Below are 17,369 nucleotides of genomic sequence, written 5' to 3' on the forward strand. Positions count from 1 at the left end.
TCGCTTAGGCCCCTTTCCGGCGCGTGCGATTCCTGCTTCTCTCCCGGCATGGAGGAATGCCATGCGATTTGTCCTGCGTATCCTGAAGGCGCTTGCTCTCGTTCTCGTTCTCCTCGTCATCACTGCCGCCGGCTGGCTGTTCATCCGGCCGCCAGAGCTGCTGCACGTCGGCGACGGCTATGCCGCCAAGATCGTCTGCTCCAATGTCTTCATCGCCGGCCGGGAGGCGGAGGATGTGCTCCATGACGATGTCCAGGCGCCTGGAAATCCGCTGCTGCGGCTGGTGCGCGTCAGCGTCGACCGCGACAACGACCGTGTGACGGCGCGCTTCATGGGGCTGTTTGCGCCGAGTTATGCGCTCTATCGCGGTGCTTTCGGCTGTACGAGCGTGCCGGACGGCAATTTCGAGGCGGCGGCGAATGCAGCGCCTTTCGATCCGCCGGCCAAGATGCAGGCGAACGACGCCTTGTGGCCGGAGGGCGAGGGGACCGGCAATCCAGCAGACGGGAAGATCGCCGCGCTGCTTTCCGATGCCGGAGTTGCCGGCCCGGCAATGCGGGCGATCGTGGTGGTGCGCAATGGCCGCATCGTCGCCGAAGCCTATGGCCCCGGCTTTTCGGCGAAAACGCCGCTGATCGGCTGGTCGATGACGAAGACAGTGAATGCGACGATCCTCGGCCGGTTGATGCTCGGCGGCAAGATCTCCTTCGATGACGATAACCTGCTGGCGCAGTGGAAGAACGATGCGCGTGCCAAGATCAAGGTTTCCGATCTGCTCGGCATGGAGAGCGGCCTTGCCTTCAACGAGAACTATGGCGACGTCGCCGATGTGACACGCATGCTCTATCTCGATCCCGATATGGTATCGCTGCCGGCCAATGCGCCGATGGAGGCAGCACCCGGCCAACGCTTCCGCTATTCGAGCGGCACGGCCGTGCTGCTCTCGCGCATCTGGATGGACAGGGTCGGCAATGCTCAGGCGGCTTTTTCCTATCCGCACGACGCGTTGTTTTCGCCGCTCGGCATGACGAGCGCCGTGTTCGAAGTCGATGCGCGCGGCACGTTTGCCGGAAGCTCCTATCTTTATGCGACGGCGCATGACTGGGCGCGCTTCGGGCAGTTCCTGCTGCAGGATGGCGTGTGGAACGGCCAGCGACTGTTGCCGGAGGGTTTCGTCGGCGCCATGCGCACCCCGACGGCGGCTTCGAACGGGCGGTATTCGCAGGGCCAGGCCTGGCTGGCACCCGGCCGCGGCTCGAGCGCTGAGGCCGGGCTGCCTGAGGATACATTCTGGCTGACGGGGCATGACGGGCAGAGCGTGGCGATCGTGCCTTCCGCCAATCTGGTGGTCGTCAGGCTTGGCCTGACACCGAGCTGGTTCGACTACCAGCCGCAGGCGCTTCTCAAGGCGATCCTGGCGGCATTGCCGCAACCGGGAGAGCAGCAACAGCAGGCAGGATCACAACAGCAGACCCAGCCGCAGCCATAGGCCGGGGATCATTCAGCCGCTATCTCTACTGCATATTCAAAGGAGGCTGCCGTTTCAGCATGACCCGGTTTCAATAGTTACCGTGGGCGATGTCGGTCATGCCCTTGCGCTTGGCGTCGTAATAATAGCCACGCGCATAGAGGCGGACGGCATCGTCTTCCCTGCTGTCGGAGACGAGCCAGGCGCCGCGCAGATATTTCGCGGCATATTTGATGTTGGTCTCGGCATCGAAGAGGCCGCCCGGGGCACCGTCATAGCCCATGGACTTGGCGGTGTTGTACTTGATCTGCATCAGGCCGAAGTAGCCGCGCTTGTTGTAGGCCTTCGCATTATAGCGGCTCTCGCGATGGACGACGCGATGGAGCAGGGTCTCGGGAATTTCGTAGATTTTCGAATATTTCTGGATGAGCTTGGTGACAAAGCTCTTCTCGACGGTCGGCGCATCGTCTTTGTCGTCGTCGCTGAACATCGGGGGTGCCGTCGGCGGATCGATCGGCCCGGATTCGTCGAAACCGTAATCCATGCTGGCACGCGGCGTGGTGTCGACTGCGGCAAGTGCTGCAAGCGCGCTGTTTTGCGGTGTCGCGGCAAAGGCAAGCTGCGTCGTCGGCTGTGCCGGCGTTCCCGGACGCGGCGTCGGCACGACGGACTGGATCGCCGTCATCTCGGGCGTCAGCGGGATCTGCGCATAGGCTGCCGGCTGCATGCCTGCCTGCATGGTAAGATCGCCAGGCTGGGAGGCTGTCACGGCCGGCATCGCCGTTGCGGTCAGGGAGGGGGATGATGCCTGGGGAATGGTGGCGCCTGCAACCACCTGACCGGCTGCGCCTTCGGCTGTCGGGATCGCGGCGAGTGTTGCATCTTCGCCGGGTTTCGGCATCGGCACGACGGTCTGGGCGGCTGTCAGTTCGGCCTGGGACGTGTATTCGACGCTCGTACATCCCGTCATCACGCCGCAGAGTATCGTCGAGACGACAAGACTGCGTTTCAGGCCGGATAATCCGATCGCTACCATTCCGCCACTTTCGTGAAATCGCGCCGCCCCGGCAGCGTATAAAAGTTACCAAAAGCCTTAAGCCCTGGTGACCCCATTAACCTATTCGCGGCATTCCGGCAACCACGGAATATTACTAGGCTGCAATACGGCGATACCCGGCCGTTACGGCCCCTGCAGCGATCAGCAGAGTGCCTCCGGTTCGGTTTACGGCGCGCTGGATGCTCGCCTTGCGAATCAGTCCGCGTGCGCTATGGGCGAGAAAGGCGTAGGTAGAGGCGTTGAGGATCGCCAGCACGAGGAAGGTTGCTTCCATGATCGCCATCTGACCGACGAAGGGCAGGGCCGGATTGAGGAACTGCGGCACGAAGGCGACGAAGAAGATGATGCTCTTCGGATTGAGGGCGGTGACGACATAGGCGTGGAGGAAGATCCTGAGCGACTTCTCCTCCGGCAGGTTGTCGTTGTCGGCAACCGGTTCGCCGATTATGGGAGCCCGCCAGAGCTTGATTCCCAGCCAGATCAGGTAGGCGCCGCCGATCCACTTCAAGACCGTGAAGAGGGTCGCGGAGGCGGCCAGGACGGCGCCGAGACCGAAGAGAGAAGCCGTCATCGCGGTGAAGTCACCAAGCGCCACGCCGCCCACCGTCGCGAACGCCGTCCTGCGCCCATGACCGAGCGCATAGGAAACGACGAGCAGTATCGTCGGCCCCGGTATGGCCAGCATGATGGCGGATGCGGCCGCAAAAGCGAGCCAAGCTTCTAGTGACATGGTGTCTCCTCCTATTCCTCAGGAACAAGCAAAGACATCATATTAACCATCCGTCAATCACGCTTCTTTGTATTTCTGGCCTATATTGTCCATGACTTCGGCAAACCATGCCGTCGAAAGGTCAAAAGCCTTGCCGCCCTTGATGCGCGGGAATTCTATAGTGCGCAATTTACCGTTCTGGCCTTCATCATGGCCGGTGACGCCGGAGACTTTATTGAGCGCGCTTTCGACGGCGAGATCGACCATGCTCTGGATCAGCCTGAGGTCATCCCCGTTGGCGGGCGCCGAGCGCGCGAAATAACCTGATTTCTGCACCAGGGAACGCTCGGCGTCGAGCAGATTGGCGAACTGCTTCTGGAACCAGGCGCCGACATTGATCGTGTCGATTTTCACATGGCCGAAAGCATCGCGCTTGACGGTCTCTCCGGCGGCTTCGCGCTCGGCGACGATGGCATCGAGGCAGGCGCCTTCCGAGACGAAGACCGTGGCGTGGCCGTTGCGGTCCATGCTTTCCTTCAGGCGGGCGGCCTCGGCGTCGAGGTCGAAGGCCATCTCAGGCAGGTAGACGGCGTCGATACTCTTCAGATGCGCGTCCATCATCAGGCCATCGACATACTGGTTGCGGCTGGTGCGCTGCAGATAGGCGCGGGCGGTGGCGGCCGTCAGCCAGCCGCAATGGCGGCCCATGACTTCATGGATGACGAGGGTGCGGGGGGCGGCCGTCTGCTCGTTGCCGACATTGTCGAAGAAATGCGCGCCGACTTCGGCGGCCGTCCAGGCGCCGAGCGACTGGCGGATCGGCACGACGTCATTGTCGACAGTCTTCGGCAGGCCGACGACGGTGAGATCGTAGCCGTTGGCGGCGAGGTAGGCGGCAAGGTCGGCGGCCGTGGTGTTGGTGTCGTCGCCGCCGATCGTGTGGAGAATGGTGATGCCGTCATTGGCGAGGCGTTCGGCGGCGACCCGCAGGGGATTCTCGCCTTCCTTGACCAGGCCGCGCTTGACGCAGTCGGCGGCATTGGTGAGCTTGACGCGGCTGTTGCCGATCGGCGAGCCGCCGTAGCGGTGCAGCAGCGGCGCCTTTTCGCGCATCGCGCGGGTGATCTCGATGCTGTCGCCGAGGAGCACACCCTGGTAGCCCGACTTGTAAGCGACGATTTCGAGCTCGGGCGCGACGTCGCTATAGCGTTCGATAAGGCCGCCGACGGCGGACGAAAGACAGGGCGCCAGGCCTCCAGCGGTCAGCATTGCGACTTTCTGTTTGGCCATGATCCCTCCTACGGTGTTTCGGTGCGGCAGCGTTAGCTAGCGCATGGATGCGGCAGGGAAAGGGCCCTGTAAAGTAAAGAATTTACGAAAAATGCGCCTTTCCGCCGTGTTGGACCGCAAAGGCGACGCGAAGTGCCGATATAATCGTTTCAAGCCCGGTCTGCCTGTCGGGAACTGCCCGTGGAAATTTCCGCCGCGCGTTCCGGAATCCACGTGCCCGGGCAATGTCGGCGACCGCCGTCCATGCCCTCACGCGAGATGAAAGCGGGCGTGATGAATCGTTTGTTGCGGTGCGACAATTACCAAATCGTGAAAACTGTGTTCGGCCATACGACGAATAGTCGCCTTGCAAAGGCTGCGATTCTTTGGTCAAGCTGTTTCTCTATAAGTTGACACGTGTGTGAGATTTTCGATGTCCTTCTGGGAAAAACTGTTGAATGCCATTGGCAATACCGCAGGCAATGCGCTGTCTGCGGTGGTCGAGGCTATCCGGACGGTTTTTGAAGGCGATCCCGAGACCCGGCGTAAGGTGGCTTTCTCGGTCGCGATCATTGCGCTGTCGGCCAAGATGGCCAAGGCCGATGGCATTGTCAGCGAGAAGGAGGTCCAAGCCTTCCGCGAAATCTTCGAATTCCCGGAGGATCAGGCGAAGAACGTCGCCAGACTTTACAACCTCGCGCGGCAGGACGTCGCTGGCTACGAAGCCTATGCCGAACGGCTCTCCACGCTCTGCGTTACCTGTGCGGCCAATTGCCCGGTGCTGGAAGACGTGCTCGACGGGCTCTTCCACATCGCCAAGGCTGACGGGTTGATCCACGAGAAGGAGCTGAATTTCCTGGGCCATATCGGCGAGATCTTCCAGATGAGCGAGACCCGCTTCGAGCAGATCGCCGCCCGCCACGTCTCGTCCGGCGGCGATCCCTACAAGGTGCTCGGCGTCTCGCCTTCGGATGATTTCCCGACCATCCGCCGCCGCTACCACGGTCTCGTCAGTGAACATCATCCCGACCGGCTGATCTCGCGCGGCGTGCCGAAGGAATTCCATGTGATCGCCAATGAGCGCATGGCGGCGCTGAACGCGGCCTACGAGGCGATCGAGAAGGAACGCCGCGCCGCATGACCTCTTTCGAGGCCGACTGCAGAAGTGCCCGGGTGCAGCCTTCGCCGAACCATGGCGAACGGACGGACGGGCGCCGTCCCGACATGATCCTATTGCACTATACCGGCATGCCGACGGCAGATGGTGCGCTCGACTGGCTCTGTCGCGCCGAGAGCCAGGTTTCCAGCCACTATTTCGTGCATGAGAATGGCGAGGTCGTGCAGCTCGTGCCGGAAATGCGGCGTGCCTGGCATGCGGGAAAAAGCAGTTGGCACGGCGAGACCGATATCAATTCGCTGTCGATCGGCATCGAAATCGCCAATGCAGGCCATCCCGGCGGGCTTCCTGATTATCCGAAAGAGCAGATCGCCGCAGTGATCGAATTGTGTCGCGACTGTGTCAAACGTTGGTCGATCACGCCTGAACGGGTCCTCGGGCATTCCGATGTTGCTCCGATCCGCAAGGTCGATCCGGGCGAGAAATTCCCCTGGGCCGCGCTCCACCAAGCGGGCATTGGGCACTGGGTCGAGCCGGCAACGATCACCGGAGGGCGCTTCTTCCAGCGCGGCGATACCGGCCAACCTGTGGAAGCGCTGCAGTCGATGCTGTCGCTTTATGGTTACGGCACTGAAATCACAGGCGAATTCTCGGAAAAAATGGCCGGTGACGTCGAAGCTTTCCAGCGCCATTTTCGGCCCGAGCGGATAGATGGCATCGCCGATTTCTCGACGATCGACACGTTGCACCGGCTGCTGTCGGCTTTGCCGCGTTATTCCTGATTCCTCGACAATTACTGAAACGCCGAATTTCGCACTGCAGCGCGAAATTCGGCCTGCCACATCATTTCCCTATTATCTCCTCATTGCGATGGTCTAAGAACGTCGCCAAGCGGGGCTCGGGGTTGTTTTCGAGTTAAACCACGGGCGCTATGTGAAACGATAAGAATTACCGCGAATCCTGATCTGTCCTTGATCTGGTATTCATTATGACAGCGAGGCGCGCCGTCCGGTAATTCTTTGGGTCGGAGTGTTCAAGACTACATGAGAAAACTGATTGTTGTTGCTGCAACGTGCTTTGGCATGGTGCTGGCCGGAAATAGCTTTGCCTTTGCGAATGATTGGGGTGTGCGAGCTGATGCGCCGGTGAAGAAAGTCGAGCGTCCTGCGAAGAAGACAGAGCGTCCGTTGAAGAAAGCGGAGCGTTCGGTCAAGCCGGCGAAGCGTCCGCTCAAGACGGCGGAACGCCCGCTGAAGACGGTCGAGCGCCAGAGCGGTTATCCCGTCGCCAATGTTTCCGGCAATTCCTATTCCGCACTGATCAGCAAATATGCGAGCCAATATGAGGTACCGGTTGCGCTTGCGACCGCGGTCATCCGCATCGAAAGCAATTTCAATCCGAATGCGCGCGGCAGCCACGGTGAAATCGGTCTGATGCAGATAAAGCCTGCAACTGCCCGCATGATGGGCTATTCCGGCAGCGCCAAGGGCCTGTTCGATCCGGAAACCAACATCAAGTACGGCATGAAATATCTGGCTGCCGCCCATGATCTCGGTGGTGGCGAGACCTGCAACACCATCCTCAAATATAATGCCGGCCATGGCGCCACGCGCATGAACCCGGTGTCCAAGTCCTATTGCGGCAAGGTTCTGGCAATGCTCTGAGCCTGAGGCGCTTATCCCTGACAAGAGCTGGATGATTCAAGATGATTGCCATGGTATCGCTGGAATTTAGCGAGGTGGGATATGGCAGTCGATTTCAGGTTCATCATCATCGGACGCGGCATGATGGGTACTGCCGCCGCGCGGCATCTCTCCTCGATGGCCGACGGCATCGCACTGATCGGCCCGCGCGAGCCGGAGGAGCGCAAGGCCCATCACGGCGTCTTCGCCAGCCATTACGACGAAGCGCGCATCACCCGCACCTTCGACGGCAATCTTGCCTGGGGAACCTTCGCCGCCCGCGCGCTCGACCGCTATCGCGAGATCGAGGCAAAGAGCGGCATCTCCTTCTATTCGGAGGTCGGCTGCCTCTTTGCCGGTCCTGAGAAGAACGAGCAGGACTATATCGAAAGGGCGCTGACGGTCAGCCGGACGCTCGGCAGCAACATCGAGACCATCGCGCCGTCGGAACTCGGCCAACGTTTTCCCTATCTTGCCGTCGCCGCCGATTTCACAGGGTATTTCGAGCGCAAGCGCGCCGGCCACATCAACCCGCGGGCGCTGGTGCGGGCGCAGGGCAAGCTTGCCGAACAGGGCGGCGTCTCGCTGATCGAGGCCACCGTAACATCGGTGCGCGATGCGGGTTCCCACGTCGAGGTGACGGCCGGCGGCAGACGCTACAGCGCCGAGCGCGTGCTGGTCGCCGCTGGCGGTTTCAGTAATTTCCATGCCTTGCTGCCGCGTCCCGTCGATACCAGGGTCATGGCGCGCACGGTCGCCTTCTATGAGATCGGCGAGCGCGAGATGGCGATCTTCAGCGATATGCCGTCGACGATCGTGCTCGGTGACCGGGAAGAGGATCACATCTATATCCTGCCGCCGGTGCGTTATCCCGACGGCAAGACCTATCTGAAACTCGGTGGCGACACTGAGGCGCTTTCTTTCGAACGATTGGAGGATGCCGGCGCGTGGTTCCGTTCCGACGGCAGCGCCGCTGAGCGCGATCATCTCTCAGCCATCGCTCTGCAGCTGATGCCGGAGCTTGCGGGCTGCCGCGTGACCTCGGCGCCCTGCGTGGCGAATTTCACGCCGACCGGTTATCCCTATGCCGGATTTACGCAGTCGCCGCGCATCGCGGTGCTGACCGGCGGCAATTTCGTTGCGGCCAAATCTTCCGACGAACTCGGCCGCTTAGGGGCCGTGCTTCTGGCGGAAGGGCAGCTTGGCGAAGCGGATTTCGGCGGCGCACTGACGCCGTTTTTCGCCGCTGCATAATTCCCTAGATCAGAATCGATTTAGGGAATTATTCAGCAATTCAAAGTGTTACAGCGCCCGTTGCGAGTCTGAAAAGACGCGCGGCGCTGTTGAGAGGAGACAGCATGGCAGTCGATTTCAAATACATCGTCGTCGGCCGCGGGCTGATGGGGGCAGCGGCGGCGCGGCATCTGGCGCGCCAAGCGGACGGTGTCGCGGTGATTGGCCCGGACGAGCCTGATGACCGCAAGACGCATCAGGGCGTCTTCGCCAGCCATTACGACGAGGGGCGCATCACTCGCACCATCGATCCCGACCGCAATTGGGCGCTGCTCGCCAACCGCTCGATCGACCGCTATGGCGAGATCGCCCGCGACAGCGGTATCGATTTCTATCGCGAGGTCGGCTGCGTCGTCGTCGCGCCGACCGGGGGCGATTATCTCGAGAGAACCCGGCAGGCGGCCGTCTCGCTTGGCGTCGAGACCCGCCTTCTCGATGGGGCCGGTCTGAAGGCTGCTTTTCCCTTCTTCGCCTTTCCTGATGATGGCGCGGGCGTCTTCCAGGCGAGGGGCGCCGGCCACATCAGCCCGCGCAAGCTTGTGAAAGCCCAATCGTTGCTGGCGGAAAAGGCTGGTGCGGCCGTCATCCGCGATCATGTCGTTTCGATCCGCAGCGAAGGTGGATCGGCTGTGGTCGAGACGGCCGGTGGCCTGAGCTATCGTGCTGAAAAGGTGCTGCTGGCAGCAGGCGGATTTTCCATTGCCGAGAATCTATTGCCGCGGCCCGTTGCCATGACGGTTTATGCCCGGACCGTGACGCTTTTCGAGGTAAGCGATGCCGACGCGGCGCGCCTGGCCGCGATGCCGTCGCTCGTTCTCCGGGCGCCCGGCATCGATATCTATCTGCTGCCGCCGATCCGGTATCCCAACGGCAAATTCTACCTGAAGATCGGCGGCGATCCTGACGATCTGGCGCTCAGCGACGACACGGAAATGCGCGCTTGGTTCAAGACCGAGGGGCGCGATACGGTGCGCGTGCATCTCAAACGCATCGTTGAAGGTCTCGTGCCCGATATGGTGCCGCTCTCGATTTCGACGGCCGCCTGCGTCGTGTCGCATACGGAAAGCGGCTATCCCATGATCGGCTACACCTCATCGCCTGAGATCGCGGTACTGACAGGCTGCGCCGGCACGTCGGCCAAGAGCTCGGACGAAATCGGCCGGCTCGGGGCCGAGCTGCTTTTGTCAGGCAGAATCAGCGAACAGGGCTACTCCACGGATTTCACACCGCAATTTCGATAAATAAATTTTGATTTCGATAGCAATTGCGATCTCTCTCGTTTATGGGAGCCCTGCCAGTTGGCTGGGCAGCCGCGCTTTACCAATGCCGAAAGGCGGTAGGGTGAGGAAAGTCCGGGCTCCACGGAAACACGGTGCCGGATAACGTCCGGCGAGGGCGACCTCAGGGAAAGTGCCACAGAAAGCAAACCGCCTGCGTTCGCGCAGGTAAGGGTGAAAGGGTGGGGTAAGAGCCCACCGCATCTCCGGCAACGGAAATGGCACGGTAAACCCCACCGGGAGCAAGACCGAATAGGGATGACGCGGTAGGCCGAAAGGCCTTCCGGCTGGTTTCCAGGCCAGTCATCCGGGTGGGTTGCGTGAGGCAGCGTGCGAACGCTGTCCCAGAGGAATGGCTGCCACGTTCCGGTTCACGCCGGAGCCATACAGAACCCGGCTTACAGGCCAACTGGCGATTAACTCTTGTGGCGCGACAAAACCCCGAACTCAGGGATCATTTCGACATAAGTCACTGGAATCGAACGCTTTCAAGCGGGCGCTGATGCATTCCTCCGGCGGAAATTCTTTTTGCGGAAACGTGGTTGCGCACCTCTTGCGAGAGAGTGATCCTAACCCTTTGTTAAACTTAACGGCTTATAAATTTTTGATCACGCGTCCACTGCAAAATGGGCGCATCCCATTGACGCCCATATGGTCCCATGCTATCCCAAATGCGCACTGCACCAGGGCAATCACCTGCCCATTCATCGCAAAGCAAAGGCGTCTTCCTATCCGGAAGCGTCGGAGGGGTTTTTGCTCATCCGGCTTGCGAAGCTGTGCCTGATATCGGGAGTTTCGGGCGTCTTTTGGTCCGGATCCCTGCGGGAACGGATGTTTCGTGTCATGAGCCGCTTCCTTTCGAACGCGACCAACAGGATCGATGCCAAGGGCAGGGTTTCCGTGCCTTCTGTGTTCCGTTCCGTGCTGGCGCAGCGCAATGTTCAGGAGCTCTATTGCTTCCAGGACTTTGTGTTTCCGGCGATCAGCGTCGGCGGTCCGGATCTTCTCGAAAGATTCGAACGGCAGATTGCTGCGGAGGATCCGTTTTCGCCGGATGCGAACGAGATGTCGCTTCTCATTCATGGAGGCGGGGTCTTCATGAAGCTCGACGCCGAGGGGCGGCTGATGGTCACGGATTTCATTCGTGGCTTTACCGGCATCTCGGACGAAGTGACCTTCGTCGGTCGGGCGGATCATTTTCAGCTCTGGCAGCCGCAGGCTTTTGTGGCCGCACAGGCGCAGGCACGAGGGGAGCGCAAGCTGGCGGGCAAGCGTTCCTGAAAGAACGAGGGAATGGAATGGTGGCGAATCCTGGCGGAGGTTCAACTGATGCCGGTGGCGGACCGGTTCGTCACATTCCTGTTCTTCTCGACGAAGTTCTTGCGGCATTGGCGCCCGCGCCCGGCAAACTCATCCTCGACGGTACGTTCGGTGCGGGCGGTTACAGTTCAGCCATCCTTGCTGCCGGCGCCGAGGTGATCGCGCTCGATCGCGATCCGACGGCGATTGCGGCTGGCCAAGCGATGGTTGCCGCCCATGGCGGTCGTCTCAGGCTCGTTCACTCGCAATTCTCGCATCTTGCCGATCATGCGCCGCAAGGCGGGCTTGAGGGCGTCGTGCTCGATATCGGCGTCTCCTCCATGCAGATCGACGAGGCCGAACGTGGCTTCTCCTTCCAGAAGAACGGGCCGCTCGACATGCGCATGTCGGCCGAAGGCGTTTCGGCCGCCGATGTCGTCAACCGCGCCAAGGTCGCCGATCTCATCCGCATCTTCCATTTTCTCGGCGAGGAAAGCCAGGCGCCGCGCATCGCCCATGCGATCGAGAAGCGCCGCGCCGAAAAGCCATTTGAAACGACACGCGATCTCGCCGGTCTCATCGAGCTCGTCACGCCGCGCAAGATGAAGGACAAGATCCATCCGGCAACGCGCGTCTTCCAGGCATTGCGTATCTTCGTCAACGACGAACTCGGCGAACTGGCGCAGGCGCTGTTTGCGGCGGAAACGGCGCTGAAGCCAGGCGGTCGGCTTGTCGTCGTCACCTTTCATTCGCTCGAAGACCGCATCGTCAAGAAATTCTTCTCCGATCGCGCCGGCAAGGCGTCGGGTTCGCGGCATCTGCCGATCGCGCATGAGCGGGCGGCAACCTTTGCGGCGATCGGCAAGCCGATGGTTTCGGCAAGCGAGGCGGAGGCCGAGATCAATCCGCGCGCCCGCTCCGCCAAGCTGCGCGCCGGCCTGAGGACGGACGCCGCCGCCGAAGCCGCGGATATGTCGCTCTTCGGGTTTCCCAATCTTGCCAGTCTCGGAAAGCTTGGAGGTTGATATGCTGAAAACGTTCGATCTCGTGCTCATCGGCGTCATGACGGCCACCGCCGCCGTGACCTACACGATCAAGCACCGCGCCGAATTGAAGCTCGAGGAGGTTCATCGCCTCGAAGCCGAGATCAAGCTTGAGAAGGACACGATCGACCTTCTCAAGGCCGACTGGGCGCTGCAATCGCAGCCGAACCGGCTGGAGCGGCTGGTCAAGGCCTATAATGAAGAATTGAAGCTGCAGCCGACGGAATCGACGGCGCTCGTGCATGCCAAGGAATTGCCGATGCTGAAATCCGAGGTTCCCGTGCCTGACGTGACGGAGGCAAAGGCCAAAGGCGCGCCAGACACCGCCAAGGGCGCGCAAGCCACCGCCAAGGTGCAGCCCATCCCGATGCCCGCGCCACGTGGTGAGGCAGAAGATGCAGACCAGATCGAAACCGGCTCGGTGGAGGAATAATGTCGTTTCTTTCCCGCATCATGGTTTTGAAGAGCCAGGCGCATTTCTCCGCCGGCGTCTATAACCGGTTCGGCGGTCCTTCCCCCGCCGGCCTGGCGATCGAGGGATCGCGCAAGAAGAAATCAGGGCAGGCAAAAAGCCGCGTCGGCCTGCTGATCCTTGGCTTCATGGGTGTCTACGCCGTCATCGGCGGCCGTCTCGTCGAATATGCGATGAAGGATCAGGAGGTCGTCTCCAGCATCCTGCCGCCCGACCGACTGATGGCCTCGCGCCCCGACATTCTCGACCGGAACGGCGAGGTGCTGGCGACCGACATCCGCACCGTCTCGCTGTTTGCCGAGCCGAACAAGATCGTCGACGCCGACGAGGCGGTCGAGAAGCTTGCAACGGTGCTGCCGGAGCTCGACGTCAGGGACACTTATAAGAAGCTCTCGGTCAAAACCTCGCATTTCGCCTGGCTGCGCCGGCAACTGACGCCGAAGCAGCAGAGCCAGATCCTGGCGCTCGGCATTCCCGGCATCGGCTTCCGGCCGGAGAAGCGCCGCTTCTATCCGGGCGGGGCGACCGCCGCGCATATCCTCGGTTACGTCAACATCGACAACCGCGGTGTCGCCGGCATGGAGAAATTTATCGACGACCAGGGCCTTGCCGATCTCGCCTCCGTCGGCATGACCAGCGACCAGCCGCTCGAGCCGGTGCGGCTATCGATCGACCTGCGCGTGCAGAACATCGTCCGGGACGCGGTCGTCAACGCCGTCAACAACTTCCAGGCCAAGGGCGCCGGTGCTGCGGTTATCGACGTGCATACGGGGGAAGTGCTGGCGATGGCATCGGCGCCGGATTTCGATCCGAACGATCCGCAGGAAGGCGCCAAGGAGGGTTGGCTCAACCGGATGACCAACGGCACCTTCGAAATGGGCTCGACCTTCAAGACCTTTTCGCTGGCCATGGCGCTCGATAGCGGCAAGGTGAAGATGACCGACAGTTTCGATGCCAGCAAATCGATCTATATCGGCGGCTTCACCATCCACGATTTTCACGGGCAGCGCCGTTGGCTGACCGTTCCCGAGATTTTTCAGTATTCTTCGAATATCGGTACGGCGCGTGTCATCGACATCGTCGGCATCGATACGCAGAAGGACTATCTGACCAAGCTCGGCCTGTTGACAAAAATGCAGACCGAGCTTCCGGAAGTGAAGATGCCGAGCCAGCCGCGCGTCTGGAAAAAGATCAATTCGATCACGATTTCTTTCGGCCACGGTGTTTCGACGACGGCGCTGCAGACGGGCGTGGCGGCGGCCGCCCTCGTCAATGGCGGCAAGCTGATCGAGCCGACATTCCTGCCGCGCACGCGCGAACAGGCCGATCAGATCGCTAAGCAGGTCCTCAAGAAGTCGACTAGCGACGAGGTCCGCTATCTCCTTGACTTCAACGGGTACAAGGGTTCCGGACGCGTGGCCCGCGTACCGGGCTTCGGCGTCGGCAGCAAGACGGGTACGGCCGACAAGGTGGTGAACGGTCGGTATTCCTCGACGCTGAACTTCAATTCCTTCATTGCCGCCTTCCCGATCGACAATCCCCGATATGCGGTGATCACCTTCTGCGACGAGCCGAAGACCGGCGAAAAGCAATATGGCGGAACGCTCTCCGCCGGTACGGCCGGCCCGATCGCCCGTGATATCATCAGCCGCGCGGCTCCCATTCTCGGCATCGAGCCGAAATTCGGGGAGGGCGGATCGGCCTTGCTGGTGTCTTATTGAGTGTGAATGAATATCGACGCCGATTCGCGAGGGGTGAACCGGCTTCAAGAGAGAAAAGTGCATTCGATGAAATTGCGAGACTTGGCCGGAGATCAGTTTCCGGAACTTGAAGCACAGCTCGAAGGCCCGGCAGGCCTGCTTGATATTTCAGGCCTGTCTTCGGATAGCCGCAAGGTGGCGCCGGGCAATGTCTTCGTCGCGGTCGCCGGCACCAAGGCGGACGGCGCAGGCTTCATCGTGGATGCCGCCGGCCGCGGCGCTGCCGTCGCGATCGCCTCCCAAGCCGTCGATGCTTCGATCCCCGTGCTTGCGGTCAAGGAGCCGCGCCGTTTCCTTTCCATCGCCGCCGCGCGTTTTCACGGCAGGCAGCCCGACACTATGGTCGCCGTCACCGGCACGGCGGGCAAAACCTCCGTCGCTTCTTTCACCCGGCAGATCTGGGCGTATGCTGGCCACGCGGCCGCGATGATCGGCACGACGGGCGTCGTTTCGCCGACGCGCAACGAATATGGCTCGCTGACGACGCCCGATCCGGTGTCTCTGCATGAGCTGCTGGCGGAACTCGCCGAAGAAGGCGTGACACATGCCGCGATGGAGGCCTCCAGCCACGGTCTCGACCAGTGCCGGCTTGATGGCGTCAGGCTTGCCGCCGCCGCCTTCACCAATCTCGGCCGCGACCACATGGATTATCATCCGACCGTCGAGGCCTATATGGCCGCCAAGATGCGGCTTTTCGATACGCTGTTGCCGAAGGGATCGCCGGCGGTGATCTTCGCCGACGATCCGTGGTCGGCGCAGGCGATCAAGGCCGCGACCGATGCCGGTCACGACATCCGTACTGTCGGGCGAAAGGGCGATTACCTCTCGTTGAAGCGCGTCGAGCACTTCCGCCACAAGCAGATGGCCGAGATCCATATCGGCGGCGAGATCTTCGAGGTGGACATTCCGCTGGCCGGCGATTTTCAGGTCGCCAACGCGCTGGTCGCAGCAGGGCTTGCCATGTCGACCGGCGTTGGGGCGAAGGTTGCGATGGCCGCGCTCGAGAAGCTCGTCGGCGCGTCCGGCCGTCTCGAACTTGTCGGCCATACGAAAGACGGCGCGCTCGCCTATGTCGACTACGCCCACAAGCCGGATGCGCTGGAAAACGTGCTGGGCTCGGTCAGACCTTTCACCACCGGCCGCGTCATCGTCGTTTTCGGCTGCGGCGGCGACCGTGACCGCGGCAAACGGCCGATCATGGGTGAAATCGCCTGCCGTCTTGCCGACGTCGTTATCGTCACCGACGATAATCCGCGTTCGGAGGAGCCGGCCTCGATCCGGGCGGAGATCATGGCGGCGGCTGCCTGCGCCGCGGAAATCGCCGATCGCGCCATGGCGATCCGCGAGGCGGTCGGCATGCTGAGATCCGGCGATACGCTGATCGTCGCCGGCAAGGGGCATGAGGAAGGGCAGACGATCGGCGGGGTTACCCTGCCGTTCTCCGATCACGCGGAGGTGCGCAGGGCCTTGGAGGAGTTGAAATCTTGAGCTGGCTATGGACGACGGAAGACATGATCGCAGCGATGGCGGGGCGCCCTTTCGGCACGCTGCCCGAAGGCATCACCGGCATTTCCATCGACAGCCGTTCGATTACTCCAGGCGAAGCTTTCTTCGCGATCAAGGGCGACCGCGTCGACGGCCACGACTACGCCTCGATGGCGATGGCGAACGGCGCTTCCCTTCTCGTCGTCAGCGAGGCGAGGCTTCCCGCCATGGGCCGCCTGACGGTGCCGATGATCGTCGTGGAAGATGTGCTCGCGGCACTTGGCCGGCTCGGCCTTACCTCGCGCGAGCGCTCGCGGGCCCGGATCATCGCGGTGACGGGATCTGTGGGAAAGACGACCACCAAGGAAATGCTGCGGCATGTGCTGTCGCCCTCCGGCAAGGTGCACGCCTCCGTCGCCTCCTTCAACAATCATTGGGGCGTGCCGCTGACGCTGGCACGTATGCCTGAGGATACGGATTACGGCGTCTTCGAAGTCGGAATGAACCATCCCGGCGAGATCCGGCCGCTGGTGACGATGATCCGTCCCGATGTCGCCATCATCACGACGATCGCGCCGGCCCATCTCGGCAATTTCAAGAACATCAAGGAAATCGCCGCCGCCAAGGCCGAGATCTTCGAGGGCCTCGAACCCGGCGGCCATGTCGTGCTCAACCGCGACAACGACCAGTTCAATTTCCTCGACCGCACGGCGCAGTCGCACGGCATCGAGCATATTCATTCCTTCGGCCAGCATGCCAAGGCCGAATTCCGGCTCGCAGAATTCAATGGTTCCGACGATAATTCGACGCTGTGGCTGACGATCGGCGGCGATACGCTGGAGGTCGCGCTCGGCGCGCCGGGCCGCCATATCGCCGAGAATGCACTCGCAGCGCTCGGCGTCGTCAGGATCGTCGGCGCCGATATGCAGAAGGCGATCGAAGCGCTTGCAACGCTGAGGCCGGAAAAGGGCAGGGGCAAGCGCCACCGGCTTGTCATCGGCGGCGGCAGCTTCACGCTGGTCGACGAGAGCTACAATGCTAATCCGGCCTCGATGCGCGCGGCGATCGCGCTGCTGGCCGCCTCCGAGCCGACCGGCCGCGGACGCCGTATCGCCGTGCTCGGCGACATGCTTGAGATGGGCGAGTATGCGCAAAAGGTCCATACCGACCTTGCCGTGCCGCTGCTTGCTGCCGGCATCGAGCATGTGTGGCTCGCAGGAGCCGAGATGGCTGCGCTCAAGGAATCGCTGCCGGAAAGCGTCCATGTCGAATATCGCGAGAACACGGACGAATTGACGGATTATGTATTGAACTCGGTCGCGCCGGGCGATGTGTTGATGGTGAAATCGTCTCTGGGCATCGCTTTCGGCAAGATCGTCGCCGCGCTCCTTGACAAGTTCCCGCCATTTGCCGACACGCAACGCGAATTTTGATCGGG

15 protein-coding genes and 1 other RNA gene are annotated in these 17,369 nt (G+C 61.6%); 13 read left to right on the forward strand and 3 right to left on the reverse strand.

Annotated elements, in window-relative coordinates; genetic code table 11:
* Window positions 1–61 precede the first annotated feature (61 nt).
* The gene (locus tag B5P46_RS18080; RefSeq protein WP_129419874.1) at window positions 62–1,489 is read left to right on the forward strand and encodes a serine hydrolase domain-containing protein; all 1,428 of its coding nucleotides are present in this window, start codon (window positions 62–64) and stop codon (window positions 1,487–1,489) included.
* A 70-nt stretch (window positions 1,490–1,559) separates the two neighbouring features.
* On the opposite strand, the gene B5P46_RS18085 is transcribed toward B5P46_RS18080, so the two are convergent.
* From B5P46_RS18085 to B5P46_RS18095, 3 genes are all read right to left on the reverse strand, one after another.
* A complete protein-coding gene (locus B5P46_RS18085; protein WP_129419876.1) occupies window positions 1,560–2,504 on the reverse strand; it encodes a lytic transglycosylase domain-containing protein in 945 nt (314 codons plus the stop codon).
* Between the two features lie 115 nt (window positions 2,505–2,619).
* Window positions 2,620–3,255 carry a LysE family translocator gene (locus B5P46_RS18090; RefSeq protein WP_129419878.1) on the reverse strand — a complete coding sequence of 212 codons (636 nt, stop codon included), beginning with the start codon at window positions 3,253–3,255 and terminating at the stop codon, window positions 2,620–2,622.
* A 57-nt stretch (window positions 3,256–3,312) separates the two neighbouring features.
* Entirely contained in the window at window positions 3,313–4,524 is a 1,212-nt protein-coding gene (locus tag B5P46_RS18095; protein WP_029873407.1) for a pyrophosphate--fructose-6-phosphate 1-phosphotransferase, read from the reverse strand.
* Between the two features lie 412 nt (window positions 4,525–4,936).
* On the opposite strand from B5P46_RS18095, the gene B5P46_RS18100 reads away from it, so the two are divergent.
* From B5P46_RS18100 to B5P46_RS18155, 12 genes are all read left to right on the forward strand, one after another.
* Window positions 4,937–5,644 (forward strand): J domain-containing protein, encoded by a 708-nt coding sequence (locus tag B5P46_RS18100; RefSeq protein WP_129419886.1) that lies wholly within the window; start codon window positions 4,937–4,939, stop codon window positions 5,642–5,644.
* Window positions 5,641–6,402, forward strand: a complete 762-nt coding sequence (locus B5P46_RS18105; RefSeq protein ID WP_129419887.1) for an N-acetylmuramoyl-L-alanine amidase — start codon at window positions 5,641–5,643, stop codon at window positions 6,400–6,402. Before B5P46_RS18100 ends, B5P46_RS18105 begins: the two co-directional genes overlap by 4 nt.
* Window positions 6,403–6,663: 261 nt before the next feature.
* Complete coding sequence (locus B5P46_RS18110) at window positions 6,664–7,284, forward strand: lytic transglycosylase domain-containing protein (protein WP_129419889.1); 621 nt, start codon at window positions 6,664–6,666, stop codon at window positions 7,282–7,284.
* Window positions 7,285–7,365: 81 nt separating this feature from the next.
* Window positions 7,366–8,556 (forward strand): NAD(P)/FAD-dependent oxidoreductase, encoded by a 1,191-nt coding sequence (locus tag B5P46_RS18115; protein ID WP_129419891.1) that lies wholly within the window; start codon window positions 7,366–7,368, stop codon window positions 8,554–8,556.
* A gap of 104 nt (window positions 8,557–8,660) precedes the next feature.
* Window positions 8,661–9,836: an NAD(P)/FAD-dependent oxidoreductase gene (locus tag B5P46_RS18120; RefSeq protein WP_129419893.1), complete on the forward strand. Its 1,176-nt coding sequence runs from the start codon at window positions 8,661–8,663 to the stop codon at window positions 9,834–9,836.
* Between the two features lie 53 nt (window positions 9,837–9,889).
* Window positions 9,890–10,289, forward strand: an RNA gene (gene rnpB, locus B5P46_RS18125) — RNase P RNA component class A.
* Between the two features lie 426 nt (window positions 10,290–10,715).
* Window positions 10,716–11,153 (forward strand): division/cell wall cluster transcriptional repressor MraZ, encoded by a 438-nt coding sequence (mraZ, locus tag B5P46_RS18130; RefSeq protein WP_007630088.1) that lies wholly within the window; start codon window positions 10,716–10,718, stop codon window positions 11,151–11,153.
* 17 nt (window positions 11,154–11,170) lie between these two features.
* Window positions 11,171–12,196 (forward strand): 16S rRNA (cytosine(1402)-N(4))-methyltransferase RsmH, encoded by a 1,026-nt coding sequence (gene rsmH, locus B5P46_RS18135; RefSeq protein WP_129419895.1) that lies wholly within the window; start codon window positions 11,171–11,173, stop codon window positions 12,194–12,196.
* 1 nt (window position 12,197) lies between these two features.
* Window positions 12,198–12,647, forward strand: coding sequence for a cell division protein FtsL (ftsL, locus tag B5P46_RS18140; RefSeq protein ID WP_129419897.1), 450 nt, complete (start codon window positions 12,198–12,200; stop codon window positions 12,645–12,647).
* The gene (locus B5P46_RS18145; RefSeq protein ID WP_129419899.1) at window positions 12,647–14,407 is read left to right on the forward strand and encodes a peptidoglycan D,D-transpeptidase FtsI family protein; all 1,761 of its coding nucleotides are present in this window, start codon (window positions 12,647–12,649) and stop codon (window positions 14,405–14,407) included. Before ftsL ends, B5P46_RS18145 begins: the two co-directional genes overlap by 1 nt.
* A gap of 6 nt (window positions 14,408–14,413) precedes the next feature.
* On the forward strand, window positions 14,414–15,934 hold the full coding sequence (locus tag B5P46_RS18150; protein ID WP_206735366.1) for a UDP-N-acetylmuramoyl-L-alanyl-D-glutamate--2,6-diaminopimelate ligase: 1,521 nt from the start codon (window positions 14,414–14,416) through the stop codon (window positions 15,932–15,934).
* Window positions 15,931–17,364 (forward strand): UDP-N-acetylmuramoylalanyl-D-glutamyl-2,6-diaminopimelate--D-alanyl-D-alanine ligase, encoded by a 1,434-nt coding sequence (locus tag B5P46_RS18155; RefSeq protein WP_129419902.1) that lies wholly within the window; start codon window positions 15,931–15,933, stop codon window positions 17,362–17,364. The genes B5P46_RS18150 and B5P46_RS18155 overlap by 4 nt, the downstream gene beginning before the upstream one ends.
* Window positions 17,365–17,369: the final 5 nt, after the last annotated feature.

It is taken from the genome of Rhizobium leguminosarum (assembly GCF_004123835.1).
In the GTDB taxonomy this organism is placed as follows: domain Bacteria; phylum Pseudomonadota; class Alphaproteobacteria; order Rhizobiales; family Rhizobiaceae; genus Rhizobium; species Rhizobium leguminosarum_M.